Genomic DNA, 22,549 nt, shown 5'->3' with positions numbered 1-22,549 from the left:
CGGGACGGTCAAGCGTGGCTTGACCGTCCCGTTTGTTTTACCGGAACTTCAGCAAAAGCGCGGAATGCAGGATCACCAGCACCGAACCGGCGTTGTGCACCAGCGCACCCACCACCGGGTTCAAAACGCCGGTCATGGCCAGTGCCACCGCCGCAAAGTTCAGCGCCATGGAAAAAGTGAGGTTGATGCGGATGGCCGTCATCATGCGCCGGGCCAGAGCGGTCAGATGGGGCAGCTGGCGGATGTCGTCGCTGACCAGGGCGATGTCCGCCGCGTCCACGGCAATGTCGCTGCCGGTTTTGCCCATGGCAATGCCCACAAAGGCGCGTTTCAGCGCGGGCGCGTCGTTGACGCCGTCGCCCACCATGCACACCGGCTGCCCGGTGCTCTGCAGCTGGTCAATGCGGCGCAGCTTGTCCTCGGGCAGGCAGTCCGCGTACACTTCCCGAATGCCCAGGGGCCCGGCGATGGCTGCCGCAGCACCCGCGTGGTCGCCGGTCAGAAGCACCGGTTCCACGCCCTGTTCTCTCAGCGCCTGCACGGTTTGGGCGGCTGTAGAACGCACCGTGTCCGCCAGCGTCAGCACACCCGCGGCCTGCCCGTCCACCGCAACGCAAATGCGGGTGGCGTCGGTTTCCGGGGGCGGGGCAACGCCCAGACTTTCCAGCAGCGCGGGGCTTCCCGCCGCCACCGGGTGGCCGTTCACCACCGCCCGCACACCCCGTCCGGGCACCATTTCAAAATCGGTGCAGGCAGGGGCGGGCCGACCATACCGTGTTTCAAAGTCCCGCACAACGGCCTTGCCCAGCGGATGCTCGGACAGGCGCTCGGCTCCGGCGGTCAGCGCGAACAGTTCGTCTTCCGACCAGCCGTTTTGCGGCTGCACACGCTGCACCGAAGGCTGGCCCAGGGTCAGCGTTCCGGTTTTGTCAAATGCAGCTTTTTTGACCTGTGCCAGCCGCTCCAGTGCGTCTCCTTCCCGCACCAGAAAGCCGTGGCGCGTGGCGTTTCCGATGGCCGCCGTGATGGCGGTGGGCGTGGCCAGCACCAGCGCACAAGGACAGAAGACCACCAGAATGGTCACGGCCCGGATCAGCTGGCCGGTGACCAGCCAGGTCAGCGCTGCCGCCGACAGGGCGGCCACCACGATCCAGGTGGCCCACCGGTCCGCAATGCCCACGATTTTCGCTTTGCCCGCATCCGCGGACTGCACCAGACGGATCATGCGCTGCAGGGAACTGTCCTCGCCCACCCGGTCTGCGCGCATGTCAAACGCGCCGAACTGGTTTACGGTCCCGCTGAACACGGGGTCGCCGGGGCCTTTGTCCACAGGGATGGATTCGCCGGTCATCACAGCCTGATCCACCGAAGTGACACCCGTGAGCACCCGTCCGTCTGCGGGAACGGTCTCGCCGGGCAGAACCCGCAGGACGTCGCCGGCCTGCACGGTCTGCGCATCAATGGTCTCCTCGCCGCCGGCAGTCACGCGGCGGGCCGTGCGGGGGGTCAGCCGTACCAGCCGTTCAATGCCTGCCCGGGCTTTGGCCACGGTGCGCTCTTCCAGCAGCGCGCCGATCTGCATAATGAAGGCCACTTCGCCCGCCGCGAAAATTTCTCCGATGCACACCGACGCGATCAGCGCCAGCGACACCAGAACGTCCGCCTTGATGTCAAAGCGGGTCACAAGCCCTTCGGCCGCTTCTTTCAAAATGGGAATCCCGCACAGGATCACCGCGATCCAGGCCGGGTCCGGCCACCAGCGCCCGTTTGCAAAAAAGCTGGCCGCCAACGAAAGTCCACCCAGCACCAGCAGCAGGACCTCCCGCTGTTCCCGGCTGGTAGAAAACGATTTGATACGCCGCAACATGTTCCTCACTCCTAATATACATATAGGGGGTATGGGTATATAGTAGCGCTGCAAAAAATCCCTGTCAAGACACTCCGTGACTTTTGCCGATACAAGTCGGTGACAAATTTGCGGTATTTTGAAAAAGAGGAGGGGTGTCCATGAGAAACCGGTTTTCAAAGGCCGTTTGCGTGCTGGCGCTGGTGTTTCTGGCGGCCTGCGCGCCCGCCGTGCCTTCTTCCTCTGTTCCGGTTCCGGCCTCCAGCGCCCCGCAGCCGGAAGAGACCGATCCCCAGCCTGCCGCACAGACTGCGGGACCGCTGCGTTTCTACGATTTGAAAGATGGCAGCGCCAACGAAGACGGTTACTATCAAATTCTCACAAACCCTGCGGGCACTTCGGTGCTCACCTGTACGGATTTCGCGTCCGGCCAGCGGCGGATTCTGTGCGGCCGGTCCGGCTGCGTTCACACGGATGAAACCTGCCCGGCTTTTGTGTGCACTTCGGCGGGCCAGCCCCGTCTGGTGGCGCAGCAAAACCGGGTGGTGCTGGTCCATCCCCGGCTCCCGGCATTGGGGCGGACTCCGCCGACACCTGCCCGGGTGGAAGTGCGGGCGACGGATGGCACCGGCAGCCGCACCGTGGTCACCTTTGAGCCTGATGAGGCGCCGGGCCTGTACTGCGCGGCGGACCATGACAATCTGTACACATTGATCGACACGCTTTCCGACGGCGGCAGCGTCCGGGACCGGCGGCTGGCCCGGGTGCATTTGGACGACGGCACGGTGGAAACGCTGGCCCGGCTGAGCCATCCCCGGGACAATGTGATGATTCAGGGCGTGTTTGAAAACCGTGTGGTGATGAAGCGCATTTTCGAGGGCGGCCTGTCCCGTCAGGTGCCCACCGAAGAGTGGGATGCAAAAATCAATTCCCAGATCCACAGCCTCTTTTTCATCGATGACCAGGGGCAGGAACACACGCTGGTTCATTGGCGGCAGTACCAGGCCGCGGGATTTGTGTACGGGGACGCCTGCTATCTGTTTTACGAAAACGGTGATTTGCACAAAGCGGATTTTTCCACCGGCAGAGATACGGTGCTGGCGTCTTTTGGTTCCCAGTGGGGCAAGAATTTTGTGGACTGCCCGGCCAAAATCGGAGACATGCTGGTGATCGAGATGCGGCCCCGGGATTCACTGCCGGGACAGACCACCGTCAGCCGCTTTGCGGTGGACACGGTGCAGGGCGGGGCCACGCCGCTGCCGCAGCAGATTTTGTGGGAGGGCTGGCGGCAGCCGGTGCCCATTTTATATGCCGACGACCGTTGGGTGCTGGCTGTGTGGGGCACCCGTCCCGCCGCTGCGGGAGAGTTCGGGCAGTGGAACGGGCAGTGCCCGGTCTGGGGCGTGCTGGATGCGGAGGATTTTTTGGCGGGCAACCGTTTTGCATAAGAAAAAAGAGGGGCATTGCCCCTCTTTTTTTGTGCGTTCTTTTCAGATGTCGGCTCAGGTTCCGGACAAGAGCCGGTCCACGGCGTCCAGCGCCGGGCCTTCGTCCGGTCCGTCGGCAACGACGGTCACGGTCATTCCGGGCCATAAGTTCAGTGCCAGCATGCCCAGCATGCTTTTGGCGTTGGCGCGGCTGGGGCCGCACTCCAGAAAAACATCGCTCTGAAAACAGTTCGCGGTTTGGATGAGTTTGGATACCGGGTATTCCCGCGTTTGAAACCGCTCGGAGATCATAACGTCTTTTTTCAACATACGCGCTTCCTCCCATCCGATCAGACCCGGCGCTCTGCAAAGCGGAGAACACCGCCTGTGCGGAAAAGGCGACCCGGTCGGTTTTTGGGGGGAAGGGGGAAAACCATGGGGAAGCCGCCGCAAAGGCACAGACTGATCGTGCAATCAAAAAAATTCCTACTGATTATTATACAGATTTGGCCGCCCGGTTGCAACCGGCCCGGGCGATTTCACAGAGCCCTGTGTCAGCTCATGCGGGAAAAGTGATCGATGGCTTTGGCAAAGTTGGCAATGGTTTTGTCTGCGTCGCCGTGCTCAATGCCGTCCCGCACGCAGTGGTTCAAATGCCCTTCCAGCACGATCTGGCCCACTTTGTGCAAAGCGCTTTTCACTGCGTTGATCTGGATGAGCACGTCTTCGCAGGGCACGTCCTCATCCACCATTTTATCGATGGCGTTGACCTGACCGGCAATTTTTTTCAGCCGGCGGTGAAGGTTTTCTGCATCCATACACTGTTTCATCGTCTGCACCTGTCCTTTTCTTAATGCCAGCCCAGGTCCCGCAGAATGTCCTGCCGCGTGGCAAGGCCCATCTGCGCCAGGTCTTTCATGCGCTGGGGCGTCATCTGGGCTGCAAGACCCGAGATGCTGAACGCCGCTTCGGCCCGGCCGTTCATGCCGGGCACCGCCAGCGCCACACAGCGAATGCCCAGCTCGTTTTCCTCATCATCCACCGCGTAGCCCGCCATGCGCACCCGCTTCAGCTCTTCCACCAGCGCGTCAAAATGGGTGATGGTGTGCTGGGTCAGCGGCCGGATGGTGCTTTTGCGCCAGACGCGCTCGGCCTCGCCATAGCTTTGGGTGGCCAGAATGGCCTTGCCCACACCGGTGCAGTACATGGGAATGCGCAGCCCCACATGGCTGGACATACGCATGGACCCGATGCCTGCCTCTGCTTTATAAATATATACAATATCGATGCCGTCCTGAATGACCAGATGCACCGCTTCGCCCGTGTGGCGGGAAAGCTTGTCCAAATGGGGCTTGGCCACGGACAGAATGTCCATGTCATTGACAATGCCGCTGGACAGCTCGAACATTTTCAGCGTCAGGCGGTAATGGGTGGAAAAGCTGTCCTGCACGGCATACCCCAATGCCACCAGGCTGGACAAAAGCCGATGGGTGGTACTTTTGGCAAGTCCACTCTCCGCGCTGATGGTCTGCAGAGACGCGCCCTGCGGATGCGCGCTGAGCACCTCGATCAGCGAAAAAATACGCGCCACACTCTGCACGCCGCCATGAACATTTTCCACAAACAACCCTCCTGTGTTTTTTGTGAATTCCACAATGTGAAACACCGTTCCATTGTATTGTACGGTATCCCGCGCGGAAAAGCAAGGGAAAAAAGCATGAAAATGCCGTGTTTGCAAGCTTTTCAAAAAAACCGGACGAAACGCATTGACATCCGCATCGGGATGTTTATAATGAAGTCAGCAAGAAAGTGGAACGCAGTTCCGTAATGCGGAACGCCACGCTTTGACAAAGGAGAAGATATCATGAACGACGTGCTGCAAAGAATCTACGAGATCGGTATTGTGCCTGTAATCGCTCTGGATGACGCGGAAAAAGCCGTGCCCCTGGCGAAGGCCCTGGTAAAAGGCGGCCTGCCCGCCGCGGAGGTGACCTTCCGCACCGCCGCCGCGGAGGAAGCCATCAAACGCATCGTGGCGGAAGTGCCTGAGATGCTGGTGGGCGCCGGCACCGTTCTGACCAAAGAGCAGGCGGATCGCGCCATTGCCGCGGGCGTGAAATTCATCGTGAGCCCGGGCTTCAACCCCGAGATCACCAAATACGTCATTGACAAAGGCATGCTGATGATGCCCGGCACCGCCACCCCCGGTGAGATGGAGCAGGCCATGAGCATGGGCCTGGACGTGGTGAAATTCTTCCCGGCTGAGCAGAACGGCGGCGTGGCCAAGCTGAAAGCAGTGGCCGGCCCCTACACCAACCTGCGCTGGATGCCCACCGGCGGCGTGAACGCCAAAAACCTGATGGACTACCTGTCCTTCAACAAGATCATCGCCTGCGGCGGCACCTGGATGGTGAAGAAAGACCTGATCGAGGCCGAGAAGTGGGACGAGATCGAGCGTTTGACCCGCGAGGCCGTGAACACCATGCTGGGCTTCGAAGTAAAGCACATCGGCATCAACACCGAGAACGCCGAAGAGGCCATGAAGGCGGCCAAGCTGTTCGGCGCCATGTTCGGCTTTGACATTGCCGAGGGCAACTCCAGCATCTTTGTGGGCAACAAAGGCGTGGAGATCATGAAGAAAATGTATCTGGGCAAAAACGGCCACATCGCCATCGGCACCAACACCCTGCCCCGTGCCATCGCTTACTTCAAGGCCAAAGGCTTTGAGTTCCGCGAGGAGACCGTTACCGCCAAAGCCGCGTACTTCAAGGATGAGATCGCCGGCTTTGCCATTCACCTGGTTCAGAAATAATTATAAAGAGTATAAAGGAGAGCATTGGACATGTCTAAAAAAGTTGTCACCTTCGGCGAGCTGATGATTCGCCTGCAGCCCTATAACTACGAGCGTTTTGTTCAGGCCGACCATCTGGAGTTTACCTTCGGCGGCGGCGAAGCCAACGTGGCTGTGTCCCTGGCCAACTACGGAATCGACGTTTCCTACGTCACCAAACTGCCCGCCCATGCCATCGGCCAGGCGGCTGTGAACAGCCTGCGCCGCTACGGCGTAGACACCAGCAAGATCACCCGCGGCGGCAACCGTGTGGGCATCTACTTCAACGAGAAGGGTGCTTCTCAGCGCGGCAGCGTGTGCATCTATGACCGTGCTCATTCCGCCATTCAGGAAGCCACCACGGCTGACTTTGATTGGGACGCCATCTTTGAGGGCGTGGACTGGTTCCACTTCACCGGCATCACCCCGGCGCTGGGACCCAATGTGGTTGAGATCTGCCGCGAGGCCTGCAAAGCTGCAAAAGCGCACGGCGTGAAGATCAGCTGCGATCTGAACTACCGCGGCAAACTGTGGACCCGTGAAGAGGCCCGCGCTGCCATGACCGACCTGTGCCAGTATGTGGACGTGTGCATCTCCAACGAGGAGGATGCCAAGGACGTGTTCGGCATCGAGGCCGAGGCGACGGACATCTATGCCGGCACCCTGAACCACGAGGGCTACAAGAGCGTGGCCAAACAGCTGGCTGACAAGTTCAACTTTGAGATGGTTGCCATCACCCTGCGTGAGAGCCACTCTGCTTTCGACAACGGCTGGAGCGCCATGCTGTACAACGTTGCCAAGGACGAGTATTGCTTCTCCAAGAAATACGACCTGCACATCATCGACCGTGTGGGCGGCGGCGACAGCTTCGGCGGCGGCCTGATCTACAGCCTGCTGAACGGCAAGGACACCCAGGCTGCGGTTGAGTTCGCAGTGGCGGCTTCTGCTCTGAAACACTCCATCGAGGGCGACTACAACATGGTCACCGTTTCCGAAGTGGAGAAACTGGCTGGCGGCGACGGTTCCGGCCGCATCCAGCGCTAAGCATTTTGCTTGTTCCGGTTCGGCGGTAATTAGCGCTTGCCGCCGCTCCGTTAAAAAAACTCAAGAATCTCTCAAACCCAGAAACACCGCTCCGAAAGGGGCGGTGTTTTTGGTTTCCGGCTCGCCGCCAAACCGGCGTGCCGTCGCAGAAACCATGCAAAAAGCAGCCCCGCGGATGTTTTGTCTGCGGGGCTGCTTTTTGCACCTTTATTTTACCTGTGCGGCCACGGGATTTTACACCAGGGACTTGAAGAACAAAATGTTTGGCACTTTTTTGTGTAACCGGACGGGAAAAAGATGCATTTTTATGCATTCGAACAAAAATAAACAAACGATGTAAAATTTATTTTTTCAAACTTTTGACGGAAAGATGCATGCAAAAAAATGGCGCCGGTGCTACAATAGCAACGGTGGCTGTCCGGAAAGCCGCCGCATCAAAAACCTCTTTGAGGGGAGGAACCCGTTCGATTGGAAATCGTGAATTTTTTGCATATTTCCGACACGCATCTGTGTTTTGGAGAGAACCGCTCACCCATCTGTTCTTCGCCCGAACGGCTGGAGAAGGTTTATGCAGCTGCGGCGAAACTGGACCAAAAGCCGGATTTTGTGCTGATCACCGGTGACTTTGTACACGAGGGCGGCCCGGCGGATTACGCCGCCGCAAAACAGTTTGTGGAAAACATGGAGCGGCGGTACGGCATGCCGACTCATGTGGCGCTGGGCAATCACGACCGGCACGACGCCTTCTACCGCGGCTACTGCGAAATGCCGGCCCACAGCGGCCCGTACTACTACCGCATAAAAATGCCGGGCCTGCGTCTTTTGGTGCTGGACTCGGCCGTGGACGATCAGGTGCCCGGCCGGCTGGACAGCGAACAGCTGCAATGGCTGGAAGATCAGCTGCAGAAACCCTGTGCCACGCCGACCGTGGTGGCCCTGCACCATCCGCCCTGCGGGACGACCGTGTATGCCACCAACCAGAACAATTTGCAGAAACCGGAGCTGTTCCAGAAGATCCTGGAGCGATATCCGGTCAAAGCTGTGCTGGCAGGGCACAAACACTTTCCCACGGCGGCAATGCTGCCGGGCGGCACGCCGGTCTACACCGGTGCGGGAACGGCTTTTGCCATTGAGATGCCGCAGGGCGGCGCGCTGAGCTTTGTGGACGGAATTCAGGCCCAGTTCTGCGCCGTGTACGATCAAGGTTTTTACTGGTCCCCCTTCTGCCTGGACGAGCGGCCGCTTCTGGTCCGCATGACGCCGCAGCAGATGCGGGAGTATCATGCAGAAAAATAAATTTGTGAGAGAGGGAAGAAGAATGAATTTCAAAAAATGGATGGCTCTGGGCCTGACCGCCGCCCTGGCGGTATCTCTGGCGGCCTGCGGCCAGAACAGTGAAAGCGCTGCACAGCAGACGGCAGCTGCCGCGGGCAGTGAGGATGTGCAGACGGAGCCGGTGGAGATCACCTTTTACAGCTACACCCTGTTGAACGCTTCCGCGCAGGAAGCCACGCAGAAGCTGATGGATGAGTTTATGGCGCAGAATCCCGACGTAAAAGTGACGGGCGTTCCGGTGTCCAACTCTGATATGGCTGCCCGCCTGCAGGCCGATATGGCGGCCGGTGAGGTCCCTGATGTGGCGCAGCTGCCCTTCCGTGCCATGGACTTTGCCATCAACGGTCTGGGCGCAGTTGCCATCAACGATTTGACCACCGAAGAAGAGTTCGACAAGAATTTTGAGACGTTCTCGCCCAACGGACTGGCACTGGGCGAATACGACGGAAAAACGTACTGCCTGCCCTTTACCTTCAGCACGCCGGTGCTGTTCTACAACGGCACCCTGTTCGAGCAGGCGGGGCTGGACCCCAACGATCCCCCTGAGACCTGGGACGAAGTGCTGCAGTACGGCCAGGCCATCAAAGAGGCAAATCCGGACGTGGAAGCACTGCATGTAGCGACCACCGGTGCCTCCAGCGGCGAGTGGATCGCCCAGGCGCTGATTTATTCCAACGGCGGCAGCATCTTGTCTGAGGACCGCTCCACCATCACCTTCAACGAAGAGGGCGGCATGGGCGCCATGCAGATGCTGCGCGGCATGGCGGATGCCGGCGTGCACGGAACCATGACCGAGGAAGAGGCCACCGAGGCGTTTTCCAACGGCAACCTGGCCATGTATCTGCAGTCCAGCGCGGTGCACGCCAGCATGAAAAAAGCGGCTGAGGCCGGCGGCTGGGATCTGTACGGCGCGGCCATGCCCGCCTTCACCGGCAAAGAGGCTGTGCCCACCAACTCCGGCAGCGCGCTGTTTGTGTTCACCCAGGACGAGGCCAAACGGGACGCGGTATGGCGGTTCCTGCAGTTTGTGTCCAGCGACCGCGGCTACGAGATCATCACGGCGGAGATCGGTTATCTGCCCCTGCGCCCGGCGCTGGTGGAAGAGGGCGGCGCTCTGTATGAGTTCGCGCAGGAAAACCCGCTTCTGGGGGTCAACATGGAGCAGATGACCCGCATGCGGCAGACCACGGCTTTCCCCACGGAAAACTGGCAGACACTGAGCGCGTCTCTGTACGAAATGGTGGACAAGGTCCTGTGGACGGATGAGCCGGTGGAACAGATCGTAAACGACACCGCCGCCCAGGATCAGGAGCTTTTGAACGGCTGAGTGAACGATGAAAAGTGATGTGCTGACATATGGACCGGGGCTTGCGCTGCCCCGGTCCGGCCGCAATCGGGCGGCTGTAAAGACAAAGCGCGGCGCACTGGCCCGGGTGTGCTGGCAGCCCTATGTTTATCTGCTGCCTGCGCTGGTGCTGATGTGCGTGTGGATCTATTACCCTCTGCTGCGCACCTTTTACCTGAGCTTTTTCAACTGGAACATGCTGCCCACCACCACGCCGCAATTCTGCGGGCTGGACAACTTTGCCAAATTGCTGCGCACGCCGGGCTTTTCCAACGCGGTGGTCAACACGCTGGTGATGATGGTGGGCCTGCTGCCCTTTTCCATCGTGCTGCCGGTGCTGGTATCCATTTTTGCCAAAAGCATTACAAAGCGGGCCAGCGCCTTTTACCGGGGCATGATTTTTGTGCCGATGATCCTGGCGCCCGTGGCCGCTGCGGCGGTGTTCCGGTGGATCCTGCATCCGGCGGGCGGCCTTCTGAATCAGCTGCTGGAGAGAATGGGCGTCGAAGAGTCCATCTCCTTCCTCAACGATCCCCGCTATGCGCTGGGATGCATCATCTTCATCACCGGCTGGAAAATGACAGGCTTTTTCACCCTGCTGTTTTACAGTGCGGTGCAGAACATTGACGACGGGTATTATCAGGCCGCAGCCATGGACGGAGCAGGTTTCTGGCAGCAGACATTCCGCATCACGCTGCCGCTTCTGTCGCCCACGCTGGTGTTCAACACCATGCTCAGCATTCTGTTTGCATCCAGCTGGAGCTTCACCTATGTGGATACACTGACCCAGGGTGGCCCGCTGAACTCCACCATCAATGCCTACTATTTCATGTGGGACAAAGGGTTCCGCACCTCCTCTTCAGGGCTGACCAGTTCTTCGGCGGTGGTGTTCTTCCTGGGCTTCGGTCTCATCGCTCTGGTGCTGAGCCATGTGGGACAGAAACTGAGCTATTACGACAACTAGGGGGCGGATTGCCATGGAAACACAGGTGCTTGTTTATCGAGGGCCCGTCCGGTGGGCGGGCCACGCGCTTCTGGCGGCGGTCAGTGTGCTGTCGCTGTTCCCGCTGGTGTGGATGGTGCTCAACGCCTTCAAACCCACGGATGAAATTCTTTATTTTTCCCTTTTGCCCCAGAATGTGACGCTGCAGAATTTTGCCGACGCACTGGAAATGATCCCGCTGCCCACCATGATCGTCCGCAGTTTTGCCAGCGGCGTTTTTCAGATGGTGGGGCAGCTGTGCACCGGGATCCTGGCGGCTTACGCCCTGACCCGGTGGGATTTTCCCGGCAAAAAGCTGTTCTATGGGTTGTTTACCGTGACCTGGCTGGTCCCCTTTCAGGCCACCATGCTGCCCAACTATGTGAATCTGGTTCAGCTGGGCCTGCGGGATACCGTGGCCGGCATCGTGCTGCCCAATCTGGCCTCTGCTTTCGCCATTCTGACGTTGTATCAAAGTTTTAACGCTTTCCCCAAAACCATTTTTGAAGCGGCGCAGGTGGACGGGGCAAACTCGCTGAAAACGCTGCTGCAGGTGGTGCTGCCCAACCTGAAGGGGCCGGTGGCATCCCTGGGCATCATCCTGTTCATCCACTGCTGGAACGAATACTTCTGGCCGCTGCTCATCACCCGCAGCATCGACAAGGCCACGGTCCAAATCGGGCTGAGCATGTTTTTGTCCAGCGAGGGCAATCTGTGGGGGCCGCTGCTGGCCGCCGCGGTTCTGGCCAGCCTTCCGATTCTGCTTTTGTACATGGTGCTGCAAAAACAGATCATTGACTCTTTTATGAAAAGTGGGATCAAATGAACGCTTCGCTTTTACAGGGTACCCGCAATACACGGGATCTGGGGGTACTTCTTCCCGGCTGTGGACCGCGCCGGCTTCTGCGGTCCGATCATCTGGCGGCGCTGACCCAGGAGGATGCCGACCGCCTGCGCCAGTGGGGCATCGGATGCATTCTGGACCTTCGGCGCCCGGACGAACAATTGCGCCAGCCCACGCCGGCGTTTGTGCCGGCCCGGGTGGTGGAAGTCACCATCGATAATACGCCGCTGTTTACCGTGCGCCGGATGGACCCCACCTTCCGGCTGGGCGAGCTGTATCTGCACATGCTGCATGTGCATGGGCCGGTGTTTGCACGGGCTGTTCATCTGGCGGCGGAAAGCCTGCGGCAGGGGCAGGGCGTGCTGTTTCACTGCTCGGCCGGAAAGGACCGCACCGGTCTGCTGGCTGCGCTGATTCTTCTCTGCGGGGGCGTGCCCCGGGAAGAAGTGGTGCGGGACTACGCCTGCACGCGGGCCATGCTGGCAGACGCGCCGCAGCAGGATGTGGCCACCATTCCGCCGGGCACGGACCCGGCATTCTATCAGGCGCTGCTGGGCTGTGAGGAAGATGCCATGGAGATGGCCCTGCGCGAGCTGGACCGCCTGGGCGGCGCGCGCCGCTGGCTGCTGGCCGCCGGCGCAGCGCCCGAAGATGTGGATGTCTGGGCAGACAAACAAATATAAAAATACGCTCTGTTTTACACGAATTTTGTAAAACAGAGCGTATTTTTTAGAGAGAAAAAATCAGATTTCGATTTCAAAAGAAGCGGCCAGGCTCTTGCCTGCCTCCAGCACCTCGTGTTTGCCGCGCATGCTGCCGGGATAGCCGTTCCAGGGTTCCATGCAGACGAACTTTTCGGCGCCCTGCTGCCACAGCACAGCGTTGGTGAAGTGCTCGTCAAAGCGGACGGTCACGTGGTGGCCGTTGCCCTTGTCGGTGAAGGACATGGGGCTCTTCACGCCGGCGTAATGACGGGTGGTCTGGTCCGGATCATAGGGGAAGTCCACGCCGGTGAAGGGGGTCAGCTCGCCGGTGGCTGCGTCGCGCACGCTTTCGGCGGTCAGGTCCCAAACCAGGTTGTCCACCGCGCTGATGGAGAAATAGGGATGGAAACCAAAGGAGAAGGGCATGGCTTTGTCGCCGGTGTTTTCGTATTTCTGGTCAAAGCGCAGCACACTGCCTTTCAGCGTGTAAGTCACTGTGACGCGGAACCCGTAGGGATAGCTTTTGCGGCTCTCTTCGTTGTCCGTGACGGTCACGGTCACCGCAGCGCCGTTCTGGGTGCTCTGGCCCGCATATTCCCAGGGAGTGGTGTGCAGGATGCCGTGCACTACCATGGGATAGCGGCCGCCCTCAAACTCGTTGCCCTCATCGGGGGTGGGGCCGCACACCGGGAAGCATGCGGGTACGCCGCAGCGGGGACGCTCGGGCAGCTCAAAGTTGGGGTGACGCAGCCAGGAATACTCCTCGCCGTTTTTGGTCATGCTGACCACCATGCCGCCTTTTTCGGGCACCACGGTCGCCGTGGTGCCTGCGTCGGTGTCGGCCAGCACATACGCGGTGTATTCGCCGAACGGTGTTTTGGTAACAGTAAACATTGTCATCAACCTCCATGGATCGTATTATGCGCACAGCCCGGATATTGTTTCGGGCTGATGTGATACTCTGCTTTGAACGCACGGTAAAAATTGGCATAATCGCCAAACCCGCAGTGGCGGTACACATCGGTGGGCGCAACGCCCCCGGCCAGCATCTGTTTGGCGATCACAAGCCGCTTTTGAACGATGTAGCGGTATACGCTGGTACCCACCACCCGGTTGAATTCGTGGGAGAGGTGGTACTTGCTGACGAAAAATTTGGAGGACAGCAACTCCAGCGAAAGGGGGTCGGTGTAATGCTCGTTGATGTACCGCAGAACCTGCGGCACCACCCCGGCGTCCCGCTCGGCGTTCAGCCCGTCCGAGGGAAGGGTGGCCGCAAGGCGGTTCAGGGCCACCATCACCTGCAGCAGGAGCCCCTGGCACATGACCTCGGCACCGTAGCTTTCGCTTTGGTTTTCCTGGGCCAGCTGCTCCAGCAGACTTTGCAGCTCTGCCCGCTGCGAGGGAGAGGGGCGAAGCAGATTGGTATGACCCGGCACGCTTACGTCAAAGCAGCGGGTCAGGCTGATGCGGTCGGTGCTCAAACGCTCCAGAAACGGCTTGTCCAGCCAGAGCACAATGCGTTCATACACGCCGGCGTCTTTGTCAATGCGGGGCTGGTGCAGTTCGGTAGGGCCGATCAGCAGAATGTCCCCGGGCAGAAGGCGATAGTTCCGGCTCTCTACATTATAGCAGACCCGGCCGCCCAAGAACAGATATACCTCGTAAAAATCATGGTGATGAAGCGAAATTTCGCCGGGTTTTGCATCGCAGTAACGGTAAATTTCAAAGCTGCTGCGCACCATGTGCTGGCGCTGGGTGAAGCTTTGGTTGCGGTTTGCCATGGGTGTTTCTCCTTCGGTGATCTTACTTTTCAGTTTACAACAATATACGCAATGAGTAAAGCAATTTTAGCTATTTTTATTGTAAATCAAAGTGGTACACTAAACTTGAGAAAAGCGGCGCAATCCGCTACAATAGAACCAGATAAAGAAAGCGCAGGACACGTGGCTTTCATTGAAAACAACAGGAGGTTTTGTCTATGAAAATGTCGTTCCGCTGGTATGGCGAATCCGACCCCATCAGCCTGGAGTATATCAGCCAGATCCCCGGCATGCACAGCATTGTCAGCGCTGTGTACGATGTAAAACCCGGCGAGGTTTGGCCGGAAGAGAGCCTGGCCAAAATGAAAAAGCAGTGCGAAGAGCACGGCCTTGTCTTCGATGTGGTGGAGTCCATCCCCGTGCACGAGGACATCAAGCTGGGCCGCAACAACGTGGACGAGCTGCTGGAAGTCTATTGCGAAAACATTCGCCGCTGCGCCAAATACGGCGTAAAATGCGTCACCTACAACTTCATGCCGGTGTTCGACTGGACCCGCACCCAGCTGGATAAGAAAGCTCCGGACGGTTCCACCAGCCTGGTCATGTACTGGGACCAGATGAAAGGTCTGGACCCGCTGAAAGACGACATTCACCTGCCCGGCTGGGACTCCAGCTACACCCAGGACGAAGTGCGTGAACTGATCAACGCTTATGGCGAGATCGGCGAAGAGGGCCTGTGGAAAAACCTGGAGAAGTTCCTGAAGAAGGTCATCCCCGTGGCCGAGGAGTGCGGCGTGGTCATGGCCATTCATCCGGACGATCCTCCCTATCCCATTTTCGGCCTGCCCCGCATCATCACCTGCGAGGCCAACCTGGACCGCTTCCTGAAACTGGTGGACAGCCCCGCCAACAGCCTGTGCCTGTGCACCGGTTCTCTGGGCTGCGCCAAATCCAACGACATCCCCGCCATGGTGCGCAAATATTCCGCCATGGGCCGCATCGGCTTCATGCACATCCGCAACGTCAAGATTATGGAGGACGGCAGCTTCGAGGAGCGCGCCCACCTGTCCAGCTGCGGCAGCCTGGATATCTATGAGATCGTCAAGGCGCTGGTGGAGACCGGCTTCGACGGCTATGTCCGTCCGGACCACGGCCGCATGATCTGGGGCGAGACGGGTAAACCCGGCTACGGCCTGTTTGACCGCGCTCTGGGCGCCACCTATATCAACGGCTTGTTCGAAGCCTGCGAGAAAGACCGCAAATAAGGATTTTTAAAAAAGGAGAGATCATTATGCAGAAGAATGTTCTGGATACCAACCTGAGCGGAAAAGTAGCCGTTGTCACCGGTGCCGGCGGCGTGCTTTGCAGCGCTTTTGCAAAAACCCTGGCCCGTGCGGGCGCCAAAGTGGCCCTGCTGGACCTGAACGAGGAAGCCGCGCAGAAATTTGCCGACGAGATCGTGGCAGAGGGCGGCGAGGCGAAAGCCTATAAATGCAACGTTCTGGACAAAGACGTGTGCTATGCCGTGGCAGACCAGGTGGAAAAAGACCTGGGCAAATGCGACATTCTGGTGAACGGCGCCGGCGGCAACAACCCCCGTGCCACCACCGACAAAGAGTATTTTGAGCTGGGCGACATCGACGCCGACACCAAGAGCTTCTTTGACCTGGACGCTTCCGGCGTGGAATTCGTGTTCAACCTGAACTTCCTGGGCACGCTGATCCCCACCCAGGCTTTTGCCCGTCAGATGATCGGCAAAGAGGGCTGCAACATCATCAACATCAGCTCCATGAACGCCTTCACTCCGCTGACGAAGATCCCGGCTTACTCCGGCGCCAAAGCGGCCATCTCCAACTTCACCCAGTGGCTGGCTGTTCACTTCTCCAAAGTGGGCATTCGCGTGAACGCCATTGCTCCGGGCTTCTTCTCCACCAAGCAGAACGCGAAGCTGCTGTGGAACGAAGACGGCACCCCCACGGCCCGCACCGGCAAGATCCTGGCTGCGACCCCCATGGGCCGTTTCGGCGAGAGCGAAGAGCTGGACGGCGGCCTGCTGTTCCTGTTGAACAATGAGGCGGCTTCCTTCATCACCGGCGTGGTTCTGCCCATCGACGGCGGCTTCTCTGCCTATTCCGGCGTATAATTTTTGGTACAATTTCACAAAGGTGGGAGATGGCTTTTGTCATCTCCCACCTTGCTTTTCCACGGGAAAAGGCGCACAATGTAGGTGCGAAAACAGGGGGGCGGATGTATGAGTGAAAAGACGCTTGTCCGGCCGGTGTTTACGGGGCAGGAGCTGCGCAAGCTGATTCTGCCGCTGGTGCTGGAACAGTTTTTGGCCGTGACGGTGGGCATGGCGGATACCATGATGGTCTCCACCGTGGGCGAAGCGGCCGTGAGCGGCATTTCTCTGGTGGATCAGGCGAACCTGCTGCTGATTCAGGTCTTTGCGGCTATGGCCACCGGCGGCGCCGTGGTGGCCAGCCAGTATCTGGGCCGCCGGGATCGGGACGGCGCCCGGGATTCGGCCCGGCAGCTGGTGTATGTGGTGTTGGCCTTGTCTGTGACGCTGGCGGTGGTGTGCGTTGTGTTCAACCGCCATCTTCTGCGCCTGATGTTCGGCCAGGTGGAGCCGGACGTGATGCAGGCTGCGGAAACTTATTTCTGGCTCAGTGCGCTGTCCTATCCCTTTATCGCAGTGTACAACGCGGGGGCGGCACTGTTCCGCAGCATGGGCAACTCCAAGGTTTCGCTGCTGGCGTCGTTTATTATGAACGTGATCAACATCGGCGGCAACGCGCTGCTGATTTACGGGTTCCAGATGGGGGTGGCCGGCGCGGCTACCGCCAGTCTGTTCTCCCGGATGACCGCCTGCTTTATGGTGCTGTACCTGCTGCGCAGCCGGCAGAACCCCATCTATCTGGAACAGGTGCTGCACCTGCATTTGGACGGCGGAAAAATCCGCAGCATTTTGAAGGTGGGCATTCCCAACGGTATTGAAAACGGCATGTTCCAGATCGGCAAGCTGCTGGTAGCCGGTTTGGTGGCTTCGTTCGGAACGGCGTCCATCGCGGCCAACGCCATCTGCAACAACATCGGTTCGCTGGTCAGCATTCCTGCTGCCGCCATCGGCCTGGGCATGGTCACAGTAGTGGGCCGGTGCATGGGAGCGGACGAAAAGAAGCAGGCCCGTACTTACACCCGAAATCTGCTTTTGATAGCCTGGGCCACCATTGTTGTGATGAACGGGCTCATTCTGGTTTTGGCCAAACCGCTGGTGGGCTTTTATGCCATGCCGGCCAGCACCACGGATCTCTCGCTGGAGATTTTGCGGGAGTTCTGTTTGTGGAGCATTTTCAGCTGGACGCCGTCGTTTGTGCTTCCCAACGCACTGCGCGCTGCGGGCGACGCAAAGTTTACCATGTGCGTCAGCATGGTCTCCATGTGGATCTTCCGCATCGGCATGTCGTATGTGCTGGCCTATGCGCTGGACATGGGCCTGCGGGGCGTGTGGCTGGCCATGTATATCGACTGGTGCGTGCGCGCGGTCATTTTCCTGTGGCGCGCCAAGGGCGACCGGTGGCAGCAGAAAAAGGTCATTGAATAAAAAGGGACGATTGAAATGCAGAACGTGTTTTTCGGTACGGAATGGGAGCCATCCGACCCCATCCTGCGTGCAAAACTGATCGAACACATTCTGGGGAAGATGACCGAATGGCAGGTGCCGTTCCTTTTCTGCCGGTTCAGCCGGGAGGCCTATACGGTCGATTTATGCCAAAGGGACCGTTTGAAACAGGAGGTGGAGAACCGTCTGTTTCAATACGAAGGTGCGGCTGTGACCTATGCGGGCACAAGCGATGTAATGGCCACGGTGCGGCTGTCGCAAAAGCAATTTGAAAAAGATGCAACTCTCTTTTTGAACTATTTCAGCGAACTGATGCTTGTGCTGCCACGGGAAGGCATTGCCTGGGAGAATTTCCGGGATATCTTTTGTCACGGATTTCCGCCCGGACAGCTGAAACAGGCCAAAAGCATGGCGCAGGAATTGCTGTTGATTGCAACGGATGAGGGGCGGGTACAAGAGCTCCGCTCAACCCAATAGAAAAGCCGCGCCCTTCTGCCTTTTTCAAGGCAGGAGGGTGCGGCTTTGTTTTATTTGCGGGAACGTGTGCGGAAAAGCCGGAGGGCGCTGACCACGGCCAGGGCCGCGGCGCCCAGCCAGAATACGGAGCTGAGCACCTGCAAAATCGAAATCTTTCCGCCGCTCCAGAACTCCCGGTGGAACACCGCGAAGATGCGGATGCCCGTCCAGTAGGGGGTGATCAGCAGAACCAGCACAACGGTGACCCATCCGATCACCAGCCCGGCGTTCCGCCTTATTCGCAGGCACACCGCGCCGCACAGCAGCAGATAGCCGCCCAGCAGCAGGAAGTTCTCGCCGGCAAACGGCCCCAGCACAAGCCGCAAAACGCAGCACAAAAGCCCGACGCCAAACAGGATCAGCCCCAGAATTTTCTGCGTGTCCAAGGCGCCGGCCCGCGGCGCCGGTGCCGGCGGAACGGGCGTGGGTGCCGGCTGGACGGGCGCTGGTTCCGGTGCGCGCCGGGGCACTGCATCCCCTTTGGCCAGTTCGTCCAGGGTGACGCCGAATACCTCGCTCAGGGCGATCAGTTTGTCCAGCTCCGGCACGCTGGCTCCGGTATCACATAGTTAAAAATATTGGTGTCATTTAATCAATTTTGCCGATAAAGCGGTAGAAGATTTCTACCTCCTGTTCCCGGCTTCCGTCCTCACCTTTGACCGCTTCATGGACAACGATTTTTTCAATCAGCGTATTCAAAAGTTCGGCGGTCAGTTCTGTTGGATTGACGCACTCTTTCATCAAGGCAATCCATTTTTCTGCGTCTGCGGCGTTCTGGCTTTCAGTGGCGATAGCGGATTGAAGCTGTTCAATCTTTGTGTCCAGTTCAGCCTGTTCGCTCTGGTACTTCCCGGACAGCATAGAGAAGTTGTATTCTGTGATACGCCCCGCCGCCCAGTCCTCATACATCCGGGCAAACAGGGTATCGACTTCGGCTTTCCGCTTCTCCGCTTTGTTCAACTCTGCGGCTTGCTTCTTTCTTGCGGCGGCCTGTCCCTTGTCATTGGCATTTAACAGCCGCTTCAAAAGCCGTTCTTCATCATGCTGTACCAGCCCCGACCAGTATTGCAGACGGGAGAGGACATAGGCGTAAAGCACATCATAGCGGATATAATGCATGGAGCATTGGCGTGTGCCCTGTCCGTACTTGCTACAATGATAATGGCCGTAAGGCTTGCTGTTCTGCCTGTTCTCCCCATAGGACAACGACCAGCCGCAATCCGAACATTTTACCAATCCGGAAAAAATCTGTGTTGTACCGTCCTTGCATTTTCTGCGGCGGTTTGCTATCTGCTCCTGTACCTGCCGGAAAACCTGTTCGCTGATAATCGGCTCCTGCGTGTTCTCCACCCGCACCCATTCACTTTGGGGCTTGCGTATCCTCCGCTTGTTCTTAAAGGAAATGTTTGTTTCCCGGTAGTGGATGGTATGGCCGATATAGGTTTCGTCTTTCATAATGCTCTTGACCTGCGCTATCGTCCATGCGTAGCTTTTTTCCTCTGGCGCACCCGCATAGATGTTTGCGAAAGTCCCGTCACGCTGGAAGTTGATAAATCCCGGCGTGGGAACCTTTTCCGCAATCAGTATTCTTGTGATACTGGCCGCCCCTCTGCCATGAATGGCGAGGTCAAAAATCTTCTCCACTATCCAGCGGGTTTCCTCGTCGATTATCAGCTTGTTTTTGATTTCCGGGTGTTTCCTGTACCCGATGGGAGCATAAGCGCCGATACGCTGTCCTGTGGCAAACTTTGCTTTGAAAGCGGCCTTTACCTTGCGGCTTGTATCTTTCGCAAACCATTCATTGAACAGGTTTTTGAACGGGACAAAATCGGAAAGCCCTTTCTCTGTGTCCTCATTCTCCGCAACGGCGATGTAGCGCACCCGTTTTTCCGGGAACAGAAATTCCAGATAGTAGTCCATCATCACATGTTCCCGCCCGAAACGGGAAAGGTCTTTCGTGACAATGCAGTTTACTTTTCCGGCTTCCACATCGTCCATCATGCGCTGAAAATCCGGGCGTTCAAAGTTCGTCCCCGACCAGCCATCGTCCACATACTCACCGACTACATGAAGTCCCTGTTCCTTTGCGTACTGTTGCAGGATTGTCCGCTGTGTTTCAATGCTTACGCTGTCACCATAGTTTTCATCGTCCCGGCTCAATCTCATATAAAGCGCCGTGTTGTAAATCGTAGTATTGTAAGGTTGTTTCACCGTTAAAAATCCTCCTTCTTAAAGAAACAACCCACGCTTACAATACTTTTGCTCTATGGCAATTATATCATAAGCGTGGGCGTGTTATCAATGATGGGCTATCAGGTTGAAGCGGCTTTTTCTGCGGTATGCCGCACCACATCTACAATCAGATCACCGAGGGGCTTCCCGCCTGCGGCGAAGTGTTCGGAGATTTTTATACGGTTGTTCCCACATACAAAATACTGCGTGCCGTTCTCTGCTTGTATGACCTGCCCTGTCCGGGGCGTAAAAATATCGCTTTCGCTTTTTGCCATCCAGTGTCCTCCATATTCAGTTTTCAAGGTACAATGCCGCACAGGGGCGGCGAAAATTTCTGCTTATATCTATCACCTTTCCTTTACTGTGTGCCGCTGTTGCCGTTTCACCTGCGCCAGCACTTCCGGCGGGATACGGTCAACGAAATTGCGGAGATTGTGTAATTCGCTTTCCAGCGTTGCCCGTTCCATGCGGTCTTTCATCTTGCCTTGCTCACTGGCCTTTGCCCTTGCTTCCAGCTTTTTGTTTTCTTCCAGCAGGTCATTGATTGTGACCTTGTACTTTTTCAACTGCCCGGAGAAGTTCTCCATCTGCGGGAACCACTTTTTCAGCATGAAGAGGGCTTCCTCTTTTTTCTTTCCGGCGTTCAGCGGGTTAATGCCGTCAAGGGCGGCTTCAATGGCTCTGGCCTGTTTGGAGAGGGAAACCGCCTGTTTGAAAAGCCGGGTGGGGATATGCTTCCGGCCTGTCTTGCTGGCACTCTCCCCACGCTCCAAGTCGGGATATTTCACCACCATATAGGCGTGAAAATCGTCCTGCCACTTCGTCAGGTTTGCCCGGTTGCCGATAATCTCCTTTGCACACAGGCGGTTGTCCTTTGTCAGCGGAACAAAGGTCAAATGCAGGTGGGGCGTTTTCTCGTCCATGTGTACCACCGCCGACACGATATTTTCCCGTCCTACCCGGCCAATGAGGAAATCTGCCGCCCTTTGGAAGAACGCCTGTATCTCCTTTGGAGATTTCCCCTTGAAAAACTCCGGGCTGGCGGTTATCAGCGTATCGACAAACCGTGTGCTGTCCTTGCGGGTTCGGCATCCGGCCTGCTCGATACGGCTCTGAATGAAGTGGTAATAGCGTCCCTCCGGCTTGACGATATGGAAATTGTATTTGCTCCGGCTTGTGTCAATGTCGGGGTTACTGGCGTATTGTTCTTTCTGCCTTTCGTGATGGGCTTCCAGCGGCCTTGCCGGGTTGCCCTTGTGCTTCTCAAACCGCAAAATTGCGTGTTGTGCCATTCTGCTCCTTTCCCCATTCCTTTCCTATCCTGGGTTTTCCACAGGGAAAATCCTGCCAGAATTATCTCTGATACGATAGGAATGGAATGGATATAAATAAATCATTTTAATCTTTGTATTTCTATATACCGTCCGGTTTTCGTACTTTAGGGGGGCGGTTTCCGTACTTCATGGGTACGGTTTTCAGCCCTCCGGCGTACCAGAACGGGATTTCTTGAAGTCGGTGTTCGGAACCGCTTCATAGGATTTTGGGAAAATGCGGTTGGGTTTTCCACAGCCCTGCTTCTGGATCTCCACCAGTCCGGCATATTGCAGTTCCCGCATGGTATTTACCGCTTTCTGCCGCCCACAGCGGAGCAGGTCAACTACCTCGCAGATGGGATAGTACAGGTAAATCCGCCCGTACTCGTCCGCCCACCCATTCTTGCGGGATAACTCTGTCCGGCGCAGGATAAAGGCGTACAACACCTTTGCCTCGTTGGACAGGGGCTTGAATGTAGGGGCTTCAAAGAGAAAATTCGGGAGCCGGGTGAAGCTGAACGCCTGTTCCGGCTGGTGAATGTAAATCGTGTTTGTCATATCGTGTTTTGTGGACGGTTAGAAGCCCGTTTTCCGGGGCGGGCGATACTTTATACCACCTGCCCCGGTTTGGGGCCTGCGAAGCCTTATAAATCAAGGCTTTTCCGCTCCTAACTGTCCACAGCAGACCTCCTTTTCCGTTCACTTTCTGTTTTCTGCCGCCTGTGAACTCTGGCGGCGCAGTCCGG

The 22,549-nt window shown here is 57.8% G+C and carries 23 protein-coding genes; 12 read left to right on the top strand and 11 right to left on the bottom strand.

Annotated elements, in window-relative coordinates; genetic code table 11:
- Positions 1–37 precede the first annotated feature (37 nt).
- Positions 38–1,867 (bottom strand): heavy metal translocating P-type ATPase, encoded by a 1,830-nt coding sequence (locus WMO24_RS02685; protein WP_349214748.1) that lies wholly within the window; start codon positions 1,865–1,867, stop codon positions 38–40.
- Positions 1,868–2,007: 140 nt separating this feature from the next.
- On the opposite strand from WMO24_RS02685, the gene WMO24_RS02680 reads away from it, so the two are divergent.
- A complete protein-coding gene (locus WMO24_RS02680) occupies positions 2,008–3,294 on the top strand; it encodes a hypothetical protein (RefSeq protein WP_349214746.1) in 1,287 nt (428 codons plus the stop codon).
- Between the two features lie 54 nt (positions 3,295–3,348).
- Here the strand turns inward: WMO24_RS02680 and WMO24_RS02675 are convergent, their stop codons facing one another.
- The 3 genes from WMO24_RS02675 to WMO24_RS02665 form a co-directional block, all read right to left on the bottom strand.
- The gene (locus WMO24_RS02675; protein WP_349214744.1) at positions 3,349–3,603 is read right to left on the bottom strand and encodes an HPr family phosphocarrier protein; all 255 of its coding nucleotides are present in this window, start codon (positions 3,601–3,603) and stop codon (positions 3,349–3,351) included.
- Between the two features lie 224 nt (positions 3,604–3,827).
- The gene (locus WMO24_RS02670) at positions 3,828–4,103 is read right to left on the bottom strand and encodes a metal-sensing transcriptional repressor (RefSeq protein ID WP_349214742.1); all 276 of its coding nucleotides are present in this window, start codon (positions 4,101–4,103) and stop codon (positions 3,828–3,830) included.
- Positions 4,104–4,123: 20 nt separating this feature from the next.
- A complete protein-coding gene (locus tag WMO24_RS02665; RefSeq protein ID WP_349214741.1) occupies positions 4,124–4,894 on the bottom strand; it encodes an IclR family transcriptional regulator in 771 nt (256 codons plus the stop codon).
- Between the two features lie 243 nt (positions 4,895–5,137).
- On the opposite strand from WMO24_RS02665, the gene WMO24_RS02660 reads away from it, so the two are divergent.
- The 7 genes from WMO24_RS02660 to WMO24_RS02630 all read left to right on the top strand — a co-directional run bounded on the left by WMO24_RS02660 (position 5,138) and on the right by WMO24_RS02630 (position 12,336).
- Positions 5,138–6,085, top strand: coding sequence for a bifunctional 4-hydroxy-2-oxoglutarate aldolase/2-dehydro-3-deoxy-phosphogluconate aldolase (locus WMO24_RS02660; protein WP_349214739.1), 948 nt, complete (start codon positions 5,138–5,140; stop codon positions 6,083–6,085).
- A gap of 30 nt (positions 6,086–6,115) precedes the next feature.
- Positions 6,116–7,147, top strand: a complete 1,032-nt coding sequence (locus WMO24_RS02655) for a PfkB family carbohydrate kinase (protein WP_349214737.1) — start codon at positions 6,116–6,118, stop codon at positions 7,145–7,147.
- Between the two features lie 477 nt (positions 7,148–7,624).
- Entirely contained in the window at positions 7,625–8,443 is an 819-nt protein-coding gene (locus WMO24_RS02650) for a metallophosphoesterase family protein (protein ID WP_349214765.1), read from the top strand.
- 22 nt (positions 8,444–8,465) lie between these two features.
- The gene (locus WMO24_RS02645; RefSeq protein WP_349214735.1) at positions 8,466–9,809 is read left to right on the top strand and encodes an ABC transporter substrate-binding protein; all 1,344 of its coding nucleotides are present in this window, start codon (positions 8,466–8,468) and stop codon (positions 9,807–9,809) included.
- A gap of 7 nt (positions 9,810–9,816) precedes the next feature.
- Positions 9,817–10,791: a carbohydrate ABC transporter permease gene (locus WMO24_RS02640; RefSeq protein ID WP_349214733.1), complete on the top strand. Its 975-nt coding sequence runs from the start codon at positions 9,817–9,819 to the stop codon at positions 10,789–10,791.
- A 13-nt stretch (positions 10,792–10,804) separates the two neighbouring features.
- Positions 10,805–11,635 carry a carbohydrate ABC transporter permease gene (locus WMO24_RS02635; RefSeq protein WP_349214732.1) on the top strand — a complete coding sequence of 277 codons (831 nt, stop codon included), beginning with the start codon at positions 10,805–10,807 and terminating at the stop codon, positions 11,633–11,635.
- Complete coding sequence (locus tag WMO24_RS02630; RefSeq protein ID WP_349214731.1) at positions 11,632–12,336, top strand: tyrosine-protein phosphatase; 705 nt, start codon at positions 11,632–11,634, stop codon at positions 12,334–12,336. The genes WMO24_RS02635 and WMO24_RS02630 overlap by 4 nt, the downstream gene beginning before the upstream one ends.
- Positions 12,337–12,396: 60 nt before the next feature.
- Here the strand turns inward: WMO24_RS02630 and WMO24_RS02625 are convergent, their stop codons facing one another.
- Positions 12,397–13,251, bottom strand: coding sequence for an aldose epimerase family protein (locus tag WMO24_RS02625; protein WP_349214729.1), 855 nt, complete (start codon positions 13,249–13,251; stop codon positions 12,397–12,399).
- Between the two features lie 5 nt (positions 13,252–13,256).
- Positions 13,257–14,138, bottom strand: coding sequence for a helix-turn-helix domain-containing protein (locus tag WMO24_RS02620; protein ID WP_349214727.1), 882 nt, complete (start codon positions 14,136–14,138; stop codon positions 13,257–13,259).
- A gap of 197 nt (positions 14,139–14,335) precedes the next feature.
- On the opposite strand from WMO24_RS02620, the gene uxuA reads away from it, so the two are divergent.
- The 4 genes from uxuA (at position 14,336) to WMO24_RS02600 (ending at position 18,219) form a co-directional block, all read left to right on the top strand.
- Positions 14,336–15,382, top strand: a complete 1,047-nt coding sequence (gene uxuA, locus WMO24_RS02615) for a mannonate dehydratase (protein WP_349214725.1) — start codon at positions 14,336–14,338, stop codon at positions 15,380–15,382.
- 26 nt (positions 15,383–15,408) lie between these two features.
- Positions 15,409–16,260 (top strand): SDR family oxidoreductase, encoded by an 852-nt coding sequence (locus WMO24_RS02610; protein ID WP_349214723.1) that lies wholly within the window; start codon positions 15,409–15,411, stop codon positions 16,258–16,260.
- A gap of 108 nt (positions 16,261–16,368) precedes the next feature.
- Positions 16,369–17,724 (top strand): MATE family efflux transporter, encoded by a 1,356-nt coding sequence (locus tag WMO24_RS02605; RefSeq protein WP_349214721.1) that lies wholly within the window; start codon positions 16,369–16,371, stop codon positions 17,722–17,724.
- Positions 17,725–17,739: 15 nt separating this feature from the next.
- The gene (locus WMO24_RS02600) at positions 17,740–18,219 is read left to right on the top strand and encodes a hypothetical protein (protein ID WP_349214719.1); all 480 of its coding nucleotides are present in this window, start codon (positions 17,740–17,742) and stop codon (positions 18,217–18,219) included.
- A 50-nt stretch (positions 18,220–18,269) separates the two neighbouring features.
- On the opposite strand, the gene WMO24_RS02595 is transcribed toward WMO24_RS02600, so the two are convergent.
- From WMO24_RS02595 to WMO24_RS02575, 5 genes are all read right to left on the bottom strand, one after another.
- Positions 18,270–18,806 carry a hypothetical protein gene (locus tag WMO24_RS02595; protein ID WP_349214718.1) on the bottom strand — a complete coding sequence of 179 codons (537 nt, stop codon included), beginning with the start codon at positions 18,804–18,806 and terminating at the stop codon, positions 18,270–18,272.
- A gap of 40 nt (positions 18,807–18,846) precedes the next feature.
- Positions 18,847–20,469: a recombinase family protein gene (locus tag WMO24_RS02590; protein WP_435413791.1), complete on the bottom strand. Its 1,623-nt coding sequence runs from the start codon at positions 20,467–20,469 to the stop codon at positions 18,847–18,849.
- Positions 20,470–20,570: 101 nt separating this feature from the next.
- On the bottom strand, positions 20,571–20,765 hold the full coding sequence (locus WMO24_RS02585) for a hypothetical protein (protein WP_002334813.1): 195 nt from the start codon (positions 20,763–20,765) through the stop codon (positions 20,571–20,573).
- Positions 20,766–20,837: 72 nt separating this feature from the next.
- On the bottom strand, positions 20,838–21,782 hold the full coding sequence (gene mobV / locus WMO24_RS02580; RefSeq protein ID WP_008395975.1) for a MobV family relaxase: 945 nt from the start codon (positions 21,780–21,782) through the stop codon (positions 20,838–20,840).
- A gap of 183 nt (positions 21,783–21,965) precedes the next feature.
- A complete protein-coding gene (locus WMO24_RS02575; RefSeq protein ID WP_007215984.1) occupies positions 21,966–22,361 on the bottom strand; it encodes a replication initiator protein A in 396 nt (131 codons plus the stop codon).
- Positions 22,362–22,549 lie beyond the last annotated feature (188 nt).

The sequence above is a fragment of the Ruthenibacterium intestinale genome (assembly GCF_040096265.1).
Classification (GTDB): domain Bacteria; phylum Bacillota; class Clostridia; order Oscillospirales; family Ruminococcaceae; genus Ruthenibacterium; species Ruthenibacterium komagatae.
This window is presented reverse-complemented; position numbering and strand designations above follow the sequence as displayed.

Bases quoted from the DNA above. Each gene is read 5' to 3' on its own strand.
- WMO24_RS02625 (WP_349214729.1), bottom strand. From the start codon at position 13,251: ATGTTTACTGTTACCAAAACACCGTTCGGCGAATACACCGCGTATGTG.
- WMO24_RS02645 (WP_349214735.1), top strand. From the start codon at position 8,466: ATGAATTTCAAAAAATGGATGGCTCTGGGCCTGACCGCCGCCCTGGCG.
- WMO24_RS02630 (WP_349214731.1), top strand. From the start codon at position 11,632: ATGAACGCTTCGCTTTTACAGGGTACCCGCAATACACGGGATCTGGGG.
- WMO24_RS02620 (WP_349214727.1), bottom strand. From the start codon at position 14,138: ATGGCAAACCGCAACCAAAGCTTCACCCAGCGCCAGCACATGGTGCGC.
- WMO24_RS02575 (WP_007215984.1), bottom strand. From the start codon at position 22,361: ATGACAAACACGATTTACATTCACCAGCCGGAACAGGCGTTCAGCTTC.
- WMO24_RS02610 (WP_349214723.1), top strand. From the start codon at position 15,409: ATGCAGAAGAATGTTCTGGATACCAACCTGAGCGGAAAAGTAGCCGTT.
- WMO24_RS02655 (WP_349214737.1), top strand. From the start codon at position 6,116: ATGTCTAAAAAAGTTGTCACCTTCGGCGAGCTGATGATTCGCCTGCAG.
- WMO24_RS02640 (WP_349214733.1), top strand. From the start codon at position 9,817: ATGAAAAGTGATGTGCTGACATATGGACCGGGGCTTGCGCTGCCCCGG.
- WMO24_RS02605 (WP_349214721.1), top strand. From the start codon at position 16,369: ATGAGTGAAAAGACGCTTGTCCGGCCGGTGTTTACGGGGCAGGAGCTG.
- WMO24_RS02660 (WP_349214739.1), top strand. From the start codon at position 5,138: ATGAACGACGTGCTGCAAAGAATCTACGAGATCGGTATTGTGCCTGTA.
- WMO24_RS02680 (WP_349214746.1), top strand. From the start codon at position 2,008: ATGAGAAACCGGTTTTCAAAGGCCGTTTGCGTGCTGGCGCTGGTGTTT.
- WMO24_RS02585 (WP_002334813.1), bottom strand. From the start codon at position 20,765: ATGGCAAAAAGCGAAAGCGATATTTTTACGCCCCGGACAGGGCAGGTC.
- mobV (WP_008395975.1), bottom strand. From the start codon at position 21,782: ATGGCACAACACGCAATTTTGCGGTTTGAGAAGCACAAGGGCAACCCG.
- WMO24_RS02670 (WP_349214742.1), bottom strand. From the start codon at position 4,103: ATGAAACAGTGTATGGATGCAGAAAACCTTCACCGCCGGCTGAAAAAA.
- WMO24_RS02600 (WP_349214719.1), top strand. From the start codon at position 17,740: ATGCAGAACGTGTTTTTCGGTACGGAATGGGAGCCATCCGACCCCATC.
- uxuA (WP_349214725.1), top strand. From the start codon at position 14,336: ATGAAAATGTCGTTCCGCTGGTATGGCGAATCCGACCCCATCAGCCTG.
- WMO24_RS02675 (WP_349214744.1), bottom strand. From the start codon at position 3,603: ATGTTGAAAAAAGACGTTATGATCTCCGAGCGGTTTCAAACGCGGGAA.
- WMO24_RS02635 (WP_349214732.1), top strand. From the start codon at position 10,805: ATGGAAACACAGGTGCTTGTTTATCGAGGGCCCGTCCGGTGGGCGGGC.
- WMO24_RS02685 (WP_349214748.1), bottom strand. From the start codon at position 1,867: ATGTTGCGGCGTATCAAATCGTTTTCTACCAGCCGGGAACAGCGGGAG.